This window comes from Shewanella vaxholmensis (assembly GCF_031932135.1).
Lineage (GTDB): Bacteria > Pseudomonadota > Gammaproteobacteria > Enterobacterales > Shewanellaceae > Shewanella > Shewanella hafniensis.
The window spans coordinates 59,346-78,841 of the sequence record NZ_JAUOEV010000022.1; the positions used below are offsets into that span (position 1 = coordinate 59,346).

General features: G+C 46.6%; 17 protein-coding genes and 1 pseudogene. 7 read left to right on the forward strand and 11 right to left on the reverse strand.

Going from position 1 to position 19,496, the window contains the following annotated elements; genetic code table 11:
* The first annotated feature begins 67 nt into the window (after positions 1–67).
* Positions 68–556 carry a CreA family protein gene (locus tag Q4Q46_RS17255; protein ID WP_107404719.1) on the forward strand — a complete coding sequence of 163 codons (489 nt, stop codon included), beginning with the start codon at positions 68–70 and terminating at the stop codon, positions 554–556.
* 230 nt (positions 557–786) lie between these two features.
* Here Q4Q46_RS17255 and Q4Q46_RS17260 read toward each other — a convergent pair whose 3' ends face one another.
* The 3 genes from Q4Q46_RS17260 to pdsR form a co-directional block, all read right to left on the reverse strand.
* A complete protein-coding gene (locus Q4Q46_RS17260) occupies positions 787–1,986 on the reverse strand; it encodes a cystathionine beta-lyase (RefSeq protein WP_311906579.1) in 1,200 nt (399 codons plus the stop codon).
* A gap of 256 nt (positions 1,987–2,242) precedes the next feature.
* Positions 2,243–4,402 carry a proteobacterial dedicated sortase system histidine kinase gene (gene pdsS, locus Q4Q46_RS17265; protein WP_311906580.1) on the reverse strand — a complete coding sequence of 720 codons (2,160 nt, stop codon included), beginning with the start codon at positions 4,400–4,402 and terminating at the stop codon, positions 2,243–2,245.
* Between the two features lie 74 nt (positions 4,403–4,476).
* Positions 4,477–5,169, reverse strand: coding sequence for a proteobacterial dedicated sortase system response regulator (gene pdsR / locus Q4Q46_RS17270; RefSeq protein WP_006081337.1), 693 nt, complete (start codon positions 5,167–5,169; stop codon positions 4,477–4,479).
* A 258-nt stretch (positions 5,170–5,427) separates the two neighbouring features.
* Between pdsR and pdsO the strand changes: the two genes are divergently transcribed.
* The 3 genes from pdsO to Q4Q46_RS17285 all read left to right on the forward strand — a co-directional run bounded on the left by pdsO (position 5,428) and on the right by Q4Q46_RS17285 (position 9,403).
* Complete coding sequence (gene pdsO, locus Q4Q46_RS17275) at positions 5,428–6,252, forward strand: sortase-associated OmpA-like protein PdsO (protein ID WP_311906581.1); 825 nt, start codon at positions 5,428–5,430, stop codon at positions 6,250–6,252.
* Between the two features lie 105 nt (positions 6,253–6,357).
* A complete protein-coding gene (locus tag Q4Q46_RS17280; protein WP_311906595.1) occupies positions 6,358–8,667 on the forward strand; it encodes a marine proteobacterial sortase target protein in 2,310 nt (769 codons plus the stop codon).
* Positions 8,668–8,698: 31 nt separating this feature from the next.
* The gene (locus tag Q4Q46_RS17285) at positions 8,699–9,403 is read left to right on the forward strand and encodes a class GN sortase (protein WP_311906582.1); all 705 of its coding nucleotides are present in this window, start codon (positions 8,699–8,701) and stop codon (positions 9,401–9,403) included.
* 222 nt (positions 9,404–9,625) lie between these two features.
* Here Q4Q46_RS17285 and Q4Q46_RS17290 read toward each other — a convergent pair whose 3' ends face one another.
* Complete coding sequence (locus Q4Q46_RS17290) at positions 9,626–10,651, reverse strand: GGDEF domain-containing protein (protein ID WP_006086374.1); 1,026 nt, start codon at positions 10,649–10,651, stop codon at positions 9,626–9,628.
* A gap of 210 nt (positions 10,652–10,861) precedes the next feature.
* Here Q4Q46_RS17290 and Q4Q46_RS17295 point away from each other — a divergent pair, with 210 nt between their 5' ends.
* Positions 10,862–12,484 (forward strand): M28 family metallopeptidase, encoded by a 1,623-nt coding sequence (locus Q4Q46_RS17295; protein WP_311906583.1) that lies wholly within the window; start codon positions 10,862–10,864, stop codon positions 12,482–12,484.
* Positions 12,485–12,620: 136 nt separating this feature from the next.
* On the opposite strand, the gene Q4Q46_RS17300 is transcribed toward Q4Q46_RS17295, so the two are convergent.
* The 3 genes from Q4Q46_RS17300 to Q4Q46_RS17310 form a co-directional block, all read right to left on the reverse strand.
* A complete protein-coding gene (locus Q4Q46_RS17300) occupies positions 12,621–13,484 on the reverse strand; it encodes a DUF481 domain-containing protein (protein ID WP_311906584.1) in 864 nt (287 codons plus the stop codon).
* 385 nt (positions 13,485–13,869) lie between these two features.
* Positions 13,870–14,856 carry an ATP-grasp domain-containing protein gene (locus Q4Q46_RS17305; protein ID WP_259528553.1) on the reverse strand — a complete coding sequence of 329 codons (987 nt, stop codon included), beginning with the start codon at positions 14,854–14,856 and terminating at the stop codon, positions 13,870–13,872.
* Positions 14,857–14,876: 20 nt separating this feature from the next.
* Positions 14,877–15,326, reverse strand: coding sequence for a MaoP family protein (locus Q4Q46_RS17310; RefSeq protein WP_011846617.1), 450 nt, complete (start codon positions 15,324–15,326; stop codon positions 14,877–14,879).
* A 108-nt stretch (positions 15,327–15,434) separates the two neighbouring features.
* Here Q4Q46_RS17310 and hdfR point away from each other — a divergent pair, with 108 nt between their 5' ends.
* Positions 15,435–16,304 carry an HTH-type transcriptional regulator HdfR gene (gene hdfR / locus Q4Q46_RS17315; RefSeq protein WP_311906585.1) on the forward strand — a complete coding sequence of 290 codons (870 nt, stop codon included), beginning with the start codon at positions 15,435–15,437 and terminating at the stop codon, positions 16,302–16,304.
* 10 nt (positions 16,305–16,314) lie between these two features.
* Here hdfR and Q4Q46_RS17320 read toward each other — a convergent pair whose 3' ends face one another.
* Positions 16,315–16,686 carry a diacylglycerol kinase gene (locus tag Q4Q46_RS17320; protein ID WP_311906586.1) on the reverse strand — a complete coding sequence of 124 codons (372 nt, stop codon included), beginning with the start codon at positions 16,684–16,686 and terminating at the stop codon, positions 16,315–16,317.
* Positions 16,687–16,965: 279 nt separating this feature from the next.
* Between Q4Q46_RS17320 and Q4Q46_RS17325 the strand changes: the two genes are divergently transcribed.
* A complete protein-coding gene (locus Q4Q46_RS17325) occupies positions 16,966–17,913 on the forward strand; it encodes a DNA ligase (RefSeq protein WP_311906587.1) in 948 nt (315 codons plus the stop codon).
* Positions 17,914–17,958: 45 nt separating this feature from the next.
* On the opposite strand, the pseudogene Q4Q46_RS17330 reads toward Q4Q46_RS17325, so the two are convergent.
* The 3 genes and pseudogenes from Q4Q46_RS17330 to Q4Q46_RS17340 form a co-directional block, all read right to left on the reverse strand.
* Positions 17,959–18,531 (reverse strand): annotated as a pseudogene (locus tag Q4Q46_RS17330) (restriction endonuclease); the annotation flags it as partial.
* Positions 18,524–19,084, reverse strand: coding sequence for a TrkA C-terminal domain-containing protein (locus tag Q4Q46_RS17335; RefSeq protein ID WP_311906589.1), 561 nt, complete (start codon positions 19,082–19,084; stop codon positions 18,524–18,526). The gene Q4Q46_RS17335 and the pseudogene Q4Q46_RS17330, both read right to left, overlap by 8 nt.
* An 18-nt stretch (positions 19,085–19,102) precedes the next feature.
* Complete coding sequence (locus Q4Q46_RS17340; protein ID WP_259400050.1) at positions 19,103–19,426, reverse strand: diguanylate cyclase domain-containing protein; 324 nt, start codon at positions 19,424–19,426, stop codon at positions 19,103–19,105.
* Positions 19,427–19,496 lie beyond the last annotated feature (70 nt).

Here is a 19,496-nt window from a genome sequence, read left to right on the forward strand (position 1 = left end):
TAAGCATTAACATAAAATCACTAACATATAAGCACTTATATAAGCACTAATGTAAAAGGATGTAGGAATGAAAACTCTGTTGAAGTGTGCGTTTGCCGCCACTGTGAGCCTTTTGCTCGCGGGTTGTGGTGACGATGTAGGTAAGGTGAGCTTAGGGCTTTTTACCACCAAAGATGTGATCATCGATGCTAAGCACGATCCTAAAATTCCTGGGGTGACTTGCCATATTAGTCGTATCGAAGCCAATTTAGATTTTGCCGATCCATCGGATATGGGCATAAGTTGCCGTCAAACTGGGCCAATTAACGCGGCCGATTTGGCTAATATCGACATGGGTAAACACGGCGAAGTGATTTTCACCGAATCCCTGAGCATTTTGTTTAAGTCATTAAAAGTGCGCCGAATTTATGATGCACAGAACCAGACTCTGCTGTATTTGTCCTATTCGACCAAAGAGACCAACGGCAGCCATAAACATGCCCTTTCGACAGTGCCGCTTTATGGCTCAGCCGCTTGGGTTGACCCTGCGTTGAGTGCTGGAGCGAAAGCGAATTAATCGCCGAAGAGTTTATAACTTTGCTGTGCTTTTACCGTAAGCATCGATATTTGAAAATTGATATTTGAAATAAGTTGAATTTGCAGTCAGTGTTGATAACAAAAAGGGGCGGAATGTTTATTCCGCCCCTTTTTGTTTTAATAGGCTGCGCGCATTTAGTCGCTAATGACATAACTGAATAAATATTAGCCTCTAACGACCTAGCTTAAATCCTATCAAGATCACTATCTTTATTTAGTTTTGGCCGCCAGTACTGCATTAAAGCGTTCAAACCCTGCGCTGAGATCGGCAATTAAATCCGCGGGATCTTCTAAACCAATATGCAAACGAATTAACGGTTTGCTCGCATCCCACTTTGTCGCCGAGCGGATTTTTTCAATGCCGAAAATGCCGAGGATCAAACTCTCGTAGCCGCCCCAAGAAAAGCCCATCTTAAAGTGACTCATATTCTCAACCAGTGCGGTGACCGCATCGGCATCGCCTTGTTTCAATACAAAGGAGAATAAGCCGTTGGAGGCGCTAAAGTCGCGTTTAAAGAACTCGTGGCCGGGGCAGGTATCAAACGCCGGATGACGCAGATGATCGACTTCTGGTCGGGTTTTCAACCAGTTGGCAACTTGCAGGGCATTTTTTTCATGCTGCGCCATACGCACGCCTAAGGTACGCAGGCCACGGGCGGCAAGGTACACATCATCAGGGGAGGTGGTTTGTCCCATCAAATAACTGTGTTCACGTAATTGTGGCCAGTATTTTTCGTTGGCAGTGGCTGTGCCTATCATCACATCCGAGTGACCGACGATGTATTTGGTCGCCGCTTGAATCGAAATATCCACACCCATTTCAAAGGGTTTGCTATTGATTGGCGAGGCCCAAGTGTTGTCCAGCATAGCAATCAGCCCATGTTCGTGGGCGATGCGGCACAAGGTCGGCACATCTTGCACTTCCATGGTGATGGAGCCTGGAGATTCTAAAAACAACACTTTAGTATTGGGGCGAATAAGGTCGCGAATGCCCGCGCCAATCAGCGGATTGTAATAAGTGGTTTCGATACCAAAACCGCCGAGAATATGGGTGCACAGATCACGCGTTGGCTCATACACACTATCGACCATCAACAGATGATCGCCGGCTTTTAAAAATGACAATAACGCCGCACTGATCGCCGCCGCGCCAGAGGGATACAGCGCCGTACCTACGCCCCCTTCTAATTCGGCAATTGCCGCTTGAAACGAAAAATGAGTCGGGGTGCCACGGCGGCCATAAAACATCTCGCCATTGGTTTTATTTTTTGCGGCATGGCGCATTTCATCCATCGTTTCGAAGACGATAGTCGAAGCACGAAAAACGGGCGGATTGATCACGCCTTTGGTCCATTTTTTGTCTCGACCTAAGCTGACGATTTGGGTGGCTTGATGATGTTTATCTGTCATTGGATCATTACCTTGGCATTTAGGTTGAACGAATAGGTTGAACAATGTTGGAGAAGAACCATTGGAGATATCTAATCTATTGTTATGGCGGCCATCTTAGCATCTGCACGCAGAAATGACAGGAGGCGCTATGATGATTTTGACTCATGTTATTGGCGCCTGTCCCTTCGGTCTTTAGATTATGAAGCAGGGCTCAAAGGCAACGTGACTCATAATTTAAAGGCAGTGTAACTTTAGCTCAAAGGCTGCGTGATTCTTAGCTTAATGGCAAGGTTACTAGGATATCGACGCCATTATGCTCGCTGCGATTGCGGGCGAGGATTTGTCCTTGGTGGAACTCGGCGACCAATCGTGCGATATACAGACCTAAACCGAGATGAGGTTTGTCTTGGGCTTGATTTATCCGCACCGACACCATGGAGTCGAAAATCTGCTCCGACATATCAACGGGCAGTTCTGGTCCTAAGTTACTGATAAGCAAAGTTGCTTGCTTACCGACTTGGGTGAGCGTGACTTCGATGGCGCTGCCTTTATCGCAAAATTCAATCGCGTTAGCGATAAGTTTGTCCATCAACTGGGCGATATATTCCGGCACACCTTGCATCATCAGAGGTTGCTCGGGCACTTTTACGCTAAAGCCTTGTTCTGGATAGGTCATTTGATAACCTTGCATACAACCGCTAACCACTTGGGAGAGTGGGAATTTAGTGATATCGGCCTGCGTTAAACTCTGCTCTAAGCGCGTTGCTTCGCTCATGTTATTTAAAATCATGCTTAAGCGGCTGACACCTTCTTGGGCGCGGTCGACATATTTCTGCGTGTCTTTATCTAAGGTTTGCAGGTTTAAATGCTCAAGGGATGATCGCACAACCGCCACGGGCGTGCGCAGCTCATGGGACAGGCGCGACGACATATTTTCCAGATAATGTGTGTATTGACCAAGCCGTCCGACAATGTTGGAGAAACTGCGGGACAGATCGCCAATTTCATCCCGAGCTTTAGACGGTTTGAGGTGATTACGAACGCGGCCTTGGCTATCAATGGCATTTTCGGCCTCATCGCGCAGTTTACGGATACGGTTAGAAATGCTCGAAGCGAAAAAGAACAGCGCCAAAGTGCCCATGCTCATAATGGTCAAAATCACGTTAAAGAGTTTTTCCAGCGCGCGGTTACGCAGGGTACGGATCCCGTGGGTGGTTTCTTCGGCGACAACGGCGCCCATCACATTGTTATCAATCCAAATAGGGCTGGCGGCAGCGAGCACCACAGCTTTGTTGTCTGGGGTTAAGCGCCAAGTTGAGCTTTGCTGACCTGCAAGGGCTTTTTGGATATGACTGCCATCAAGCTCGGTGGAGTCTTGTAAGGAATCAATAAAGTCTTTGGGCGGCTTAGTGAGAATTTTATAGTACAGCGGATGCAAGTAATCGCGCTTGAAGGTTTCCCACAGCGTGGTGCTCTTTTCATCTTCTAAGGTGCGGGTCCACACGCTGTCATTGGCACGAATATCGCCCGATTTTGCCAGTACGCGGCCGTGCTTATCGACCACCCAAATGCGTGAGCTATAGTGGCTCATACCTTTGATAATGTTTTCAATTTCTGGCGATGGCACCAACACAGTGCCGAGATTATCGACCGTATCTAAGGCCGAGGTGCCGACAACGGCTGCCACATCGCGGTTCTTGCTGTCGTTAACATCGGAAATGGCAAAACCGAGTTTGCTGCCGACCATGTCTAAGGGAATACGCAGCTCGACATTGTAACCCACATCTGTGGTCGCCCATTGTCCTTGGATGCGCACTTCAGGTTTGACGGGCACGGTTTGCTTAGGATTGGCAGGTAACTCGAAGGCGCTGATCCAGCCCGGTTGGGTGGTGGCGACGATATAGCGTTTGAATTTATTGTCGGGGGCGAGGGTCGCAATCGAAAGATGATCGTTTCTATCAACACTTAAGGCATTTTTACCACGTAGCACCACAGTTGGGTCAGTCACTTGAAAGAAGGCATAAAGGTAGCCGTCGTACTGGCCGACCATGTGGGTAAAGCTTAAGGTCAGCGGCGCGTTGGGATCGGCGCGCATGATCTGATGCGCCTCACCGTACTGGATAAATCTGTGCTGATATTCTTCCCATTCGTTAAGTTTACCGTCGAGCAGAATCGCCCCATTGAGTTGATAGGCGTACAGATCGCGACTCTTTTCCACTTGCTTTAAAAAGCTCGCTTGTCCATCGAACAATTTCGGCCGTTCGTGCAGCGCGGTGGCCAATGCCTGAGTGGTGCCTTCTAAGGTGCGTTCTTGACCGTGGCGAAGATACTTTTCCATCTCCCACACATATTGATACCCCAGCCAAGGTAGGCAGAGCAAAAACAGGCTAAGGCCGATGACTTTAGTGCGTAGACCAAAGGGGAAACGTGTCATAAGTTAGGGATCAGCATCAATGGGATCAAAAGTGTATTGGCTCAAGGTTACGTGCATCAAGGTATTGTGAGAGTTCAGGCTAAGCTGTCCCAGCGATAACCCATGCCATAAACCGTATCGATACAATCAAACTCAGGCGCGGTGGCGATGAATTTCTTGCGAATGCGTTTCACATGGGAAGTGATCGTGCTGTCATCGACAAAAATCTTCGCCTCTTGCATCAATTCATGGCGGCTGCGCACATGGCCCGGGTGTTTAGCTAACGCGTGCACCATCCAAAATTCAGTGACGGTAAGCTCAATCGGCAGCTGGTTCCAATAGACTTGCATGCGATTGGCATCAATCGTCAGTGGACCTCGCTCAAGCAGGTTTTCCTGCGCCGTTTGGCTGGCCGCAAGTTCAGATCGGCGAAACAAGGCCGCTAAGCGCGCAGTTAAATGGGGGAAGCTCACTTCTTTACTCAAGTAATCATCGGCGCCTAAACGCAGGCCACATACAGTATCAAAGTCACTGTCACGGGCGGTCAAAAAGATGATCGGCAGCGTGCTCGACATAGCACGCAGTGACTGACATAGCATAAAGCCACCATCAATTTCATTACCTAAGCCGATGTCGATAATGGCTAAATCCGGTAAACGAGTATTAAAGGCTAACATGGCCGATGGTCTGTCGGCATAGGTTTGCACGCTGTAACCGTGTTGTTGCAGCACGTCCTTGTAATTCTCGCGAATGGCCGCTTCATCTTCCACTATGGCGATACGCTTCATAGAGCCATATTCCTATTGACTTGGGGGAGTAAGTTTTCGTGACTATACAGGATTTTACCCGAGATAAAAGGCCACAAATGCAATTGCCATTTTGTTGCCACAATTGATAGTTGCATTGCCATTTTCCATCCCTGCTCATGCCATTCCACTTGTGTTTAATAGCCTCATTCAGTTTTGCACCCGTTTTGACCTGATGGGGTTTTGAACTTGTTGTTCAGGTTCGAGTGCAAGCTCAGCTAATAATCAAAAAGGAATGAGATGATGAAAAAGACACTAATTAATTTGTTGGTTTTGAGTTTATTAAGCGCGCCAGTCGCCAGTGTGTCGGCGCGGGTTTCACTGCAAAACCAAGGACAAGATCACAGCTTAGATAATGACGCCGATGTTAGCGGTATGGCGATGGATGATGAATACGCAAATGAGGACGAACAGCCAGAAGCCTTAATTGGCCTCGGTGGTGGGGCGTTAGTGGGCGCGTTAGTCGGTGGTCCTGTGGGGGCCATTATTGGCGCGTTCACTGGCACCTTGATTGGTAAGTCGGTTAGCGACACAGACACGCTGCACGTTCAGCAAAGACAGATCAGCCTGCAAGAGTCGCAATTATCCGAGTTGAGTGTAAAGCAACAAGCCGCCGAAAAACGCGCGAGCGAATATGCCAAGGCGCAGCAAGAGCTTGATGAGTTGCTATCTGCGCAACGTCAATTACTCAGTGAGCTCGCCCTAGGGCTAAACGTGCAGTTTCGCACTGGTTCCTCTGAGGTCGAATCGCATTTTTTGCCCCAATTAGATGATGTGGCCGAGGTGATGAATCTGTCGCCTGAGCTTAATTTGGAATTGAAAGGCTATGCCGATCGTCGGGGTGATGTGAGTTACAACCAAGCCCTTTCTGAGCAACGTTTACTGGAAGTCCGTGGCTACCTGATTAAGCAAGGCGTCGCAGCTGAACGCATGACAACACAAGCCTTTGGCGCTTTATCGCCACTGCAAGCGGAGCAGGACAGGGAATCGGATGTGTTCGATCGCCGTGTGACCTTGACCTTACAGCCCCATTCAACCTTGATGGCAACGCGCACGACGCAATAGCGGTCGATGTTAGTCGTCCATTCTAAGCCGTCAATTTAGAACATTCATTTTAACGACTGCGAACGTCAGTCCATATTAGTTAATAGAAAGAAGGAAGCCTTTGTGATGATCACAGGGAAAAGGGTAAAAGAAATCAGCGAAAGCTTAGCGATATTAATGATCAGTGCCGCCGTATGTTGGGGCTTGCCCTTTGTGGCATTAGCCTCACCCAATAGCACGGGCACATTGTCTGAGCCGCAGAATATTGCCTCGGCGCTGGTCGGCGAAAATACTGCTCAAAGTACGGCAGAATCACAGGTCATTAATTACGATGACATTACCCAGGGATTATTACTTTATCGCCAGCCGAGTGGCGCTTGGGTGCCATCTTTGCCACTCGATACACAAGTGTCGATGCAAGTCTCAGGCTTAAGTAATCGCGTGAGTGTGAAGCAGGTTTTTCGCAATAACACTGAGTTTGTGTTGAATGGGCAATATCTGTTCCCGCTGCCCAATGAGGCGGCGGTGGATTCGCTGCGATTACATATCGGCCAAAGGGTTATCGAAGGGCAAATTCATCCTAAGGCCGAGGCTAAGCAGATTTTTGAGCAAGCCAAAGCGGAAGGCAAACGCGCCAGCTTAGTGAGCCAAGAGCGGCCAAATATGTTCACGACCGAAGTGGCCAACCTAGCACCACAAGAGGAGCTGATTGTCGAAATCAGCTATCAGGAGAGTGTCAAATATGAAGATGGCTTGTTTAGCCTACGTTTTCCGCTGGTGGTCGCGCCTCGTTATATTCCGGGCTTAACCTCTGACGCCAGTGCTAGCGACTCAAATGAGCCTATGGCACGTCAATCGAGTCGAGTGACCAGCTCGCAGGTGTTTGATGCCGACCGGATTGTGGCGCCTGTGCGGGACGGCGCCAATGGACGCGATCCTGTGCTCAGGGCTGACATTCAAGTCTTGCTGGCAAAGGGGGTTGATAAGGCGTCAATTGAGAGCCCTTACCATGATATCCAACTTAAGCAAACCAATAGCGGCGTCGATGTGTCACTAGCGCAACGCGTGCCTGCCAATCGTGACTTTGTATTGCAATGGCGCGTACAGCAGGGTACGAGTCCAATGGCTTGGGTGTTTAATCAACAGGGTAAGACCCATAAACCCGATGGCGATAATTTGTCTCAGGACACGCTTGAAACCAGCAAAGCCAACGGCATGAATGAAGATAATTACAGTCTCGTCATGGTGTTGCCTCCTAAGGTCGAAAAGAGCACCCAACTGAGTTTGCCCCGTGAATTAATTTTGGTGATTGATACTTCGGGCTCTATGGCGGGGGATTCTATCGTTCAAGCCAAAAATGCACTGCTTTATGCATTAAAAGGACTCAAGCCCGAGGACAGTTTTAACATTATCGAATTTAACTCCAGTCTGTCTCAGTTTTCAGCGACATCATTACCGGCGACCTCATCGAATTTGTCCCGTGCCCGTCAATTTGTGAGCCGTTTACAAGCCGATGGTGGCACCGAAATGGCGCTTGCACTGGATGCTGCCTTGCCAAAATCCTTGGGCAGTGCCCCGCCCGATGCAGTGCAGCCTTTGCGCCAAGTGATCTTTATGACCGACGGCTCTGTGGGCAATGAGCAAGCCTTGTTCGATTTGATCCGCTACCAAATCGGTGAGAGCCGCTTGTTTACTGTTGGTATAGGCTCAGCGCCTAATTCTCACTTTATGCAAAGGGCGGCAGAACTGGGTCGCGGCACTTTTACTTATATTGGCAAAGTGGATGAAGTCGACGAGAAGATCAGCACCTTACTGAGCAAAATTCAATATCCCGTGTTAACCGATATTCAAGTGCGTTATGACGATGGCAGTGTGCCCGATTACTGGCCGTCACCGATTGCAGATTTGTACCGCGGCGAGCCTGTGCTCGTAAGTCTAAAACGCAGCGCCCGTGAGCCGCAGGAATTAGTGATCTCAGGTCGCCAAGGGCATAAAAACTGGCAACAGTCGTTATCTCTTCAGGACAACTCAGCGGGACTTATCACTAATCAAGGTGCGGGTTTAGATTTACTCTGGGCGCGTAAACAGATTGGTGCATTGGAGCTGAGTAAAAATGGTGCGAATGATGACAAGGTAAAGCAGCAAGTCACGGCTTTGTCGATGAATTATCACTTAGTCAGCGCCTATACCAGTTTAGTTGCGGTGGACTTAACCCCCATAGATTCAACTGCAATGAGCCGCGATGCCGTGGTGCGTCAGCACTTGCCCTTAGGTTGGCAACCCTTTGGTGCCTTGCCGCAAACTGCGACATCGAGCCGTTTGGATATGTTATTGGGTGCATTGACCTTGCTACTGGCCTTGGTGCTTATGGGCTCGATTCTGCGACAAAAACGCGAAGAGAAGGCGGCCATGATGGCGCTTGCCAGTCATCGATGAACCATGAATCATGAACGACGAGTAAAGCGCGATGAGCAAAGGCCGAACACAGCGATTTTTAGTAGTGGGATTATTTTTAATTGGTGCAACATTGTTAGGAAAGGGACTCTATATGCAAGCTAAAGCACACTTTGCCCAGTATTTGATTGAACAGGCGTGGACTAAAACCTTAGCCGATGGACAATCCCATAAGCCTTGGTCATGGGCAGATACTTACCCCGTCGCAAAGCTGTCCATTTATCGTGAGCAAGCGGCTAATAGCGATATTGAAGTCGAGCTTAATGACAGTTTATATGTATTGGCGGGGGCTTCAGGGCGAAATTTAGCCTTTGGCCCGAGTCTAGTGTTGTCCAGTGCGCCAGCGGGGCAAAAGGGCAATACTGTGATTGCCGGACACAGGGACACGCATTTTGCCATCCTTAATGGCATGACGGTAGGGCGTCGATTATCGCTGCAAACGCTTAAGGGAAATCACATTATTTATGAAGTAGTTGCGACTCAGGTGGTGCATGAAACTGAAACGCAGTTTATGGCGCCATCCGATAATAATCGCTTAACCTTAATCACTTGTTATCCCTTCGATGCGCTTCAAGGCGGCGCCGAACTGCGCTTTGTGGTGCAGGCGATACCGGTTGAGGATGAATCAATGGATACGGTTAGTGCCGATGTTTCAGCTTCAGCTGGGAATGGGATGCAAGGGAAGGTCGCTTCTAGTACGCGCAGTTTCACCCATTAGGTCGCACGTTAATTTAAGCCTTAGCGCAATCTTCAACCAAAGCGTTAAGGCTGCTTTGAGCTAACAATGTCAACATTAATAATGTTGATTAAATCATGCTGATCAAATAGTGCTTATCAGTAACCGCCAAATGATTGTCTTTTAATCATCCTAGCCTGAAGCCGAATCATCGGCTTCAGGCTAATTCATTACGTTCCAGTTAGCATAATCAAGTCATCACAATTAGTTGCTGATCGGTAACACGCGATTTCGACCTAAACGTTTAGCGTCATAAAGTAATTTATCTGCCGCTTCAATCAATTGCATGCCCGTTTGCTTTTCTTGCCATTGGGCAACCCCAAATGAGGCACTGATATTATTGATGCGCTCGTCTTTACGTCTGTCTTTCAAACTGAGCTTTTCGAGTCCACGGCGCATGGCTTCGGCCAGTTGCCTTGCAATTCGTAACTGACTTTTAGGCACAATAATCACAAATTCTTCACCGCCAAAACGATACAGTTTCGCGCCATCGCGGCAGGATTCCTGTAGCCGTTTCGCCACGGCGCGTAACACTTGGTCGCCGAGCTGGTGGCCGTAGGTGTCGTTAAATACTTTAAAATGGTCGATATCGGCCAAGATCACGCAGGTGCCTAAGGGCGCTTGGGCTAACATGCCAGCAAAATCGCTGTCGAAGGCGCGGCGATTAAAGCAGCCAGTCAGCGCATCGTAGAGCACATCTTTTTCTGTCTGTTCGAGCTTTTTCTTTAGCGCATCGATTTCGGTTTGCGCTTTCTGCAATTGTCCGGTAAAGAACTCAGTGCTCGAGCGAATATTGTCCGACTCTTTCACTAAACTGCGCACCAGATCGAGCACTTGCTCAACACTAAAACCCTCATCTTCGATGCGGTTGAGCTTTTCAAAATTACTCTCGATGCGCGACTGGAATTCATTGGCATCTAGATTGGTATCTTTGAGCGATTGGGACAGCTCAGTCACCATAGCATCCAGATTCTGGCGCATTTCGCGGACATCGAGTTCAACGGGATCGGCAACATACTGGCGATATAAGAGTTCACTACTCACAGGAGGACAAGTGTTGTACTGGGCGATAACGGTATCGAGTCGTTGATTTAATTCGGGATTCTGTTCACCAACATAAGTGTACCAAAGCGCATAGTTAACCGGGGTGGTCGGAATTTTATGTTTGAGCATCAGAGGCACTGCTTTTTTGAGATTCAGTGCAGCGGCTTGTAATAACTCTAGCGACATATTGTTACCTTACTTAATGAAAATAAACGGATATTTTAAGATTTTCGCTATTTTATTCTGTTGTTATCTGTTCAAAGCTAACCGTAAGCATCGTCGGCTCGATGAAGGCATGAACACCGTTTGTGCTTGGGCAGCAGCGACTCCGTTTGCGCTAAGACTTCCATCATAAACTAAAGATGATATGGTAAAGTCTATCCTTAAAATCAAATAATGATAATAACTTGGGAGAAAGTTGTGAAAAATATCATCTTAGCCACAAGTCTGATGGCCACTATCTCATTACCCGTCTTAGCTGAAACCACATTTGTGCAAAGCCTCGATCTCGCGCAATACCGAACCGATGTTAAAACCTTAGCCAGTGATGCCTTCGGTGGACGTGCGCCTTTATCAGAAGGTGAGAGCTTAACTTTAGACTATTTAGTGAAAGCATTTAAAGATATGGGTCTCAAACCCGGATTTGGCGATAGTTATCTGCAGGCCGTGCCTTTGGCACAAATTAGTGCAGATCAAAATATGCAGCTTGATATCGGCGGACTTAAATTTGCCAATGGCAGTGAATTTACCGCGAGAACCCAAAGAATCGCTGAAACCGTGAGCCTGAATAAAAGCGATGTGGTGTTTGTCGGCTACGGGATCAACGCGCCCGAATATGGCTTGAATGATTACCAAGGGTTAGATGTAAAAGGCAAAACCGTTATCGTGCTTGTGAATGATCCTGGCTTTGCGACTCAAGACCCTGCGGTATTTAAAGGCAATGCCATGACCTATTACGGTCGCTGGACTTATAAGTATGAGGAAGCCGCGCGTCAAGGTGCTGAGGCTGTGTTTATTGTTCACGAAACAGCGCCTGCCGCCTATGGTTGGGGTGTGGTGCAAAACTCCAACACGGGCACTAAGTTCACTCTGGTCGATGCCAATAATAACCAAGGCCAAGTTGGCATCATGGGTTGGGTACAGCACGAAACCGCGCAAAAAATCTTTACTAAAGCAGGATTGGATTTTGATACCTTAAAGCAGCAAGCAGCCAAGCCAAACTTTAAGGCGATCCCACTTAAGTTGAGCGCCCAGCTCACGTTAAACAATAAAATTGAACGCGCTGAGTCCCATAACGTTGCGGCTTTACTGCCCGGCAAAATGCGCCCCGACGAAGTGGTGATGATGCATGCCCATTGGGATCATCTTGGTACTGTGATTGAAGGCGGTAAGTCAGAGATTTTAAACGGAGCGGTCGATAATGCCAGCGGTGTGGCGGGGGTTTTAGCCTTGGCGCGTTACTTCAAACAGCAAGCCAAGACGGCGCCACTGGATCGCTCGGTGCTCTTCAGTGCCTTTACGGCGGAAGAAACCGGTCTGATCGGTGCACAGCATTTTGCTCAGCATCCGAGTGTGCCAACGAAAAACATCGTCGCCTTTTTAAATATCGATGGCATGAATGTGAACAAGGGCGTGGATTACATTTTGCGTTATGGCGAAGGCGTGTCTGAGTTGGAGCAATACTTAGATAACGCCGCGAAGGCCCAAGACCGTTCAGTTAAAGCTGATCCAAGACCGCAGAATGGGTTGATGTTTAGATCCGACCACTTTGCGCTGGCTCAACAAGGTGTACCTGGATTGTTATTTATGAGCCTTGGGGATACCGATCCTGATTATATCGCCCATAAATATCATAAGCCTGCTGACGATTATGATCCAAGCTGGAATTTAGGTGGTGTAAGCCAAGACCTAGACCTCATTGCCAGTATGATTACCACCTTAGCCAATAGTACCGATTGGCCCCATTGGCTTGAGTCATCTGACTTTAAAGCCAAGCGCGAGCAAGATGGGCGTAAATAGTGTTAATGAGTTGAATCATGAGGGCGCCCAGTAGGTGCCCTTATTTTTTAACGCTGATTTTAGCTGGGGATTCAGCGATAGTTTTAGCGAGGCGCAGCGATTTAGTACAATAAAGTCTTAATAGAATGTGTTTGAATTAAAAAGAATAACTGATGGAAAGCATAGGGCCGATAAAGCTGTAATAGATATTGTAATCGGCGATTTGAGTGTCTTTATTCGGCGAGTTTTGGGCGATATCCACATCCACTTTGTAGTAGTTATAGGCCACGCTCATACGCCAGTTTTGAGTGATTTGTGCATCGACCCCCACTTTGATATCAACGAGTTCGCCTTTTACATCATTGAGTGTGATGTAGAAATACTGTGCATGGCTGGTAACTTGCCAACCTGGAACAAATTCATACTGACCATAAATGCCAAAGTCCGGCAGTGGTGCAGTGACATTTTCATCAACAATGCGCGGTATCGCTTGGCTACCACAGACATTATTGAGTAGTTCCGATGAAGCGCAAACCCCAATCATACCTTCAAAACCTGTCTTGATAAACATAGTGTGTAAACCAAATGACAGACCCACATCATAGTTACTGCCTTGAAAGACATCATAACCATAGCCTAAGCGCAGCACGTCGATGTTTAAGGTTGAACTGAGCTTACCGCCGGCTTTGATATCGTAAATGGTGTCGTTGATTTCGAGCTGGAAGGGTTTGGCTAAGGCTTGGGTGTCGGCGCTGCGGTGGAGTTGTTTCCAGTCGAGGTAGATATTATGCCGCTCGTTGAAGTGATAATTTAACTCAATAAAAGGCAGAAATTCGTTTTCAGCGAGTTGTAGATCGGACTCATAATCCAAGGTGAAATTATTACCCGAAACTGGGTTAGTGACTTGCATATTAGTGTCTGACTGCGAGTAAAAACCGCCTAACTGAATAGTAAAGTCATCGGCTTGCACTTGAGTGCTGACGAGTGACGCTATGATGAGGGGTAACAGGCGAATCGACATGTTAAGGAGTAACTCCAGCATTATTCTTATTATGTTTAGCGATAAGGTCAGACTTTAGTGCCATAAAAAATCGACATTTGGAGTTTAACAGCAAATTTCGCGATGTGAATAAAATGTTTTAAAAAATGCGAAAATTTGTGATTTAAAACAAAAGTAGGACTTATTTTAGCGCTATTGAATGAAATTTGAGCGAAACATCACATCAATTGTGGATTGAAGGGCTGACACAAGGGAAGGGTAAGAGCTACTTAGGCATGGCTTCAGTATTGCAGCTTTGCTTGTGGCGCGAGATGTCAGTGGATGTGAAACACGTAAATGAAGACGTAATCAATTTAAGAATAGCTAGCGGCGTGATACCGCTAGATATTAAGTTGTCCCTCGTCCGCTATTTAGGCTCGATAACGGGCGCTACAGACGTTTCTACATTGTCAGTAATAACCACTTTGGGGCTACTTGGCTCATCTTTATTAAACATGCCTAAACGGATGCGAATAAAGTGTAAAATTTGCGCGGCAATATCCACATTCAAACAGGATTCTAAGCCTTCAAATCCTGGGGATGAGTTTGCTTCGCAAATCTTGTAATGGCCGTTATCAAACAATAAATCGATACCCGCAACATCGAGATCGAGAATATTGGCTGTTTGCGTGGCAAGCCATTCAATTTCAGGGGTGATTTGAAACGGACGTGCTGAACCGCCGGCACTGACATTGGCTTTAAAGCTGTCTTCTTGACCACGCCTTTCATAGCAACCCGCAACACGACCACCGATAGTAAATACCCGAAGATCGCGGCCATGACTGTTAGCGATAAACTCTTGCAGAATGATGTTAGCGTTTTTGTTGGTCGCTTCAATCAACTGCATTAAATCGTCAAATTCCCGTGCTTTATGGGATAAAAACACACCGCTGCCCTGTGAGCCAGAAAGCGTTTTAATCACCACAGGAAAACCGAGATGGCGCTCTACGAGGGCGATATCAACGGGGAATTTAACCAACATAGTTTTAGGCGTAGGCAAATTCTTCTCGGCCAACAATTGCTGGGAGAATAATTTGTCTTTAACGATTTCAATGGCTTTAGAAGGATTGAGGCAATACACCCCTAATCTTTCTAAGTGGCGAATAATGGCTAAGGCAAAGTAAGTTGTGCCTGATCCCATTCGCGGAATAATAAAATCGGGCAGCTCGACGGCTTGCCCATTCAATAAAATACTCTTGTTATCTTCTCTGGTGACAGTCAGATCAAATTCATCAGGTGCGTAAACTTCCAACTGTATGTTGTCGGCTTTTGCTGCCGCCAGTAGACGCTCAATTTCATACCATTCAGGTTTTAGCTGAGTCGCGGTTTCTTTATATAAAATCCAACCACGCATTTAGTAGCAAACCTTAATCTTCATTCTTTATCCTCGGGTTCAGGTTCATCCTGAACATCATCTTCAATATCAAATACAGCCTCGGCCTCAACTTCTATTTCGGGCTTGGTTGCAGGCAAATGCACTGTACCAACCACGGCATAAAAGGGTTTCCCCATGGCGAGCCTGCGATACTTTACCCAGATCTGCTCTAACAAGCTACTGGGCGCGATATTTCCTTTGGCGACTTCCACAAATTGAGCTTCATCGGAGGTGCAGGGCAAGGTTTTACCTTCGGCTAAATTCTTCATTGCATGACCATGCAATTCAAGCAGTTCAGCTTCCTTATTAGTAAAATCGCCGCTTCGTTTGAAGCCTTTGGGGAAATTCGCGTCGTCGTAGAAACGTTTTTGCGAGACAAAACTGGCAGCAGCTGAGCCGTTAAACGTCTCAGAACCCTTGTTAGCGTTTGAAAAAGACTGTTCAGACATGGCAGATACCCTCTAGTTTTTGATATACAAAGATTTGCAACTGGAGTATTGGCTAGTATTATTGATTTATAAATCAAAAAAATTTGCCTATGTTGGTCAAGAATTTTTATGGATACCGATTTACTGAAAACCTTTCTTGAAGTCTCCCGTACTCGCCATTTCGGTAAAGCGGCCGAGAATCTGTATCTCACGCGCAGTGCTGTGAGTTTTCGAGTCAAGCAGCTTGAGAGCATTTTAGGCGTCGCGCTGTTTGAGCGTCAGCGTAATAACATTCAGCCCACACCCGCAGGCGAGCGCATGCTTGGCCATGCCGAGGCGGTATTAACGGCGTGGGAGCGGGCTAAACAAGATGTTTCCCTCAGTCAGTTACAGTCGACTCAGCTTGCCATTGGTGCAGGGCCGAATATTTGGGATGCCTATTTGCAAGGTTATTTACAGGGATTGCACGTGGGGCTGCCCGGCGTTGCGCTGCGCACCGAAGTGCTGCCTGCCAATGCGATGACGCGCCAATTAATGGACCGCACCCTCGATATCGCGATTTCATTCGATCCGCCAAAGCTTGATCAATTTGAATTAGTGCAACTGGGGCAAATTAATTTGTTGTTGGTTTCGAGCCTAAAAGGTCAAACGGTGACTGCCGTGGTGCCGGGGCAATATGTGAAAGTGGATTGGGGAACGGCGTTTAATATTGTGCATGCGCAGGAATATGCGTCGCTGCCTGTGCCGACACTGCACACGAGCTCAGCGCGTATCGCCTTGGATTTCATCTTAAATAATGGTGGTTGCGCTTTCTTACCCGAGCATTTGGTGCAGCATGCTTTGCGCAGCGGCGAATTGCATCACGTTAGTGGCGCCTGCGCCATTTCAAGAAATGTGTATGTTGCCTATTGGGCGGAAAATGATCGTTTAGCCCAGATCAAACAAGCCATCGACTTTTTAAGGGACGATGGCTCAGTGTTTGCTCATGCGACTATCTAAAACGTCTGTGTTAAAACACCAGTGGCGCCAATACGACCAGCCAAGTTAATCCACACAGCGCAAGACTCATAAACACGGCAGCCGAGGCAATGTCCTTGGCTTGGCCACTTAACGGGTGTATTTCACTGCCGACACGGTCAACCACAGCTTCAATCGCCGAGTTTAATAGCTCAACAATTAACACGATAAACAACGTGAAAATCAGCATAAGGCGTTCAATAGTGCTGATATCAACCCATAAGGCTACGGGTAACATGACTATCGTCAAGATTAATTCCTGTCTGAAGGCGGCTTCGTGGATCCAAGCGGCCTTTAGGCCCTTCATCGAAAATCCCGTCGCTCTGAAAATGCGTTTAATACCGTGATTGTTGGCTGGTTTCATAGTGTTTCCAATAGACATTAGCGACAACGCGCTGAGGTGTTGCTCATTCAAACAGGTTTGATAAAACCAACAGTTGTAGATTTTAACATTTGACTGAGTCAATAAATTTGGCCGCAGTATAGCCCGAGATGAAAAGCGCATAAACAATTAACTGAGTAAAATCGTCATCAACATTCGTTGTTAACTTAGGCGCTTAGTGACTTTCGACGGTTTTTTAGTGCAACTTGAGCTATGGGTTCTAAGCTTGATGAAGGATATATTGTCAGAGTGAGCAAGGGAATGACTCATATCAGCCCGTTACAAGATTTAACATTTCATTGGTTTATCCGCTTTCGGTTTTTCAAACAACGTCTGTTCTTACTCAGTCTGCTCATTTTCTGTTGTTTCGCTCCTGTGACCTATGCAAAAACATCACCACCTTCAATACAGTTGGCAACTGAGTTTGATGCCCAGCAAGAGATTCATATTCAGGACTTTTTGATTAGCGAAAAACTCGACGGGGTGCGAGGTTACTGGAATGGTCAGGCACTATTGACCCGGCAAGGTAATCTTATTGCTGCTCCGACATGGTTTATCGCGAATTTCCCGAATTATCCCCTCGATGGTGAGTTATGGCTTGGGCGAGGCCAGTTTGAGGCTATGTCGAGCATAGTTCGACAAACCTCAGTCAAGGATGATGACTGGCGCAAAGTGCGATTTATGGTGTTCGATGTCCCTAAGGCGGGTGGCGACTTTCAGCATCGCTATCAATTTGCGTTGACCGAATTAAGCGATAAGTCGCATTATCTTGAAGTTATAGCGCAGTTCCAAGTGGACAGTCTTGAAGCTCTGTATCAAAAACTTGATAGCTTAGTTGCTAAAGGCGCTGAAGGATTAATGCTACATCGCAGCTCCGCGATGTATGTCAGTGGCCGCAATCCTAATTTGATGAAATTAAAACCCTATTATGATGCTGAAGCGACAGTGATCGGCCATATACAAGGGAAAGGTCAATTTGCAGGGCAAATGGGTGCAATAAGAGTGCAAACCCCAGACGGCCGGATTTTCAACATAGGCACAGGTTTTAATCTCGCAGAGCGCCAACATCCCCCCGCTGTGGGTGCAATCATCACCTATAAATATTTAGGCCTTACCGTAAATGGCTTACCCAGATTTGCCAGCTTTCTGCGGGTACGAGTCGATGTGAATGAGAGTAATAAAGTCATTTCATCGCAAGAAGGAAACTAGCGGGGCAGTTCTGCCCGCAATACTGCTCCGCTAGTATTTAAATCATTACTCGTAAAAAGTGACTGTAGTAAGTAGTTGTTCACTATAATTAAAAATATCGTCTACTGAACTAATGGGATGACGAGTTTCATTTTTATTAGCATCCATTAATCCAAGGTATTTTTGTTTAGCATTAAAGTGCAATCGACATAAAGGCTTACGATTGTTGTCATCTAGTAACACACCAAAGTAGCTTTGTGTATCTCTCGCAATAATTCTGTTTACTTCTAATTTTTGTCTCAAGATGGCTTTAATAATATTGAAACCTTCTATTTCTTCATCTGTTGTAATGACTTTAATTTTTTCGTCATCGGAAATTATTAAAGACTCGCTTGAGTTTTTATCTTCAACAACTGGCTTATCCCCACCAATAGCAGATTTTAATCGTTCATTGATACTGTCGCTTAGAAATTGTCTTAGTGCTTTATGCGTAATCTCTGCGAATTGGTGTTTCACTTTGGGTGTGAGAACACCATCGTAGGCTCTTGAAGCAAAAAAGCGGATGAATTCGTCCTCAGGTTCTTTAAACTGCTCGCTTATGATACGTTTTATTTGGCTTAAGTACTTAAGTTCACCTGCTTCCATCTAATGACAAATTATCATTAGCAGAGAGTTCAATACCGTAGGAGTGCTTTAAATCTGCTACTTTGGTGTAGCCTTTCAACTTCAATTCACTCGTAGGTAATTCATAATGATTGGCTTCTGCAACACCAGAGCAAACCAGATCAACAAACTCACGCACATCGGGTTTCATCACAATAAATAAATGATCGCCAGCATATAGGAAGGTTGATCCCCTAGGTGGAATTACATTGTTTCCTCTGGTTATCATCTCCAATACTGTACCGTCAGGTAAAGCCATTTGGGATAAACGGCGACCAGAAGCGCGTGAGGTATCGCCCAATTGATACTCGACAATGTCAGCATCCACATCGCCTAAAGCAGTAATTTCCAGTGTCGCTGCAGGTGTCGCAGGAGGCGGTTGCGTGAGTCCTAAAGCGCGTGCAATCCATGGTAATGTTGACCCCTGTATGGTCGCTGAAATTAACACGACGAAAAACACTACGCTAAAAATAAGACTGGCACCAGGCAGGCCATAAATCAGCGGATATATAGCCAGAATAATAGGCACCGAACCACGAAACCCAACCTAGGATACTAGGGTAATTTCACGCGCATTAAATGAGGTTGAATACTCGTAACGCCAGTTAATGGTGACCGCTTGGAAACTAGAGCATATGTAGGTTAGCACTGAGTTGACGATGAGTTGAGTTATGTTCATCGCGCCTAAATGCTGAGTGTCCGGTAATAGACAAATAAATTTCTCACCACCATAGTGCGCAACCAAATCGTTCGGGCGGTGTATCGCTGTGCGTAGTGCTTTTGTGACGAGATATATACATTGATCATCACTACTGATGGTCACAAGGAACGCTGAAAAGTTTAATTCATTTAAATCAAATTTTTGCAACATTTAGCGCATTTATTGTTTATTGATATTTGTTGAGTGGCAAAAGGATTTTTATTAGTCCAAAATCATAACT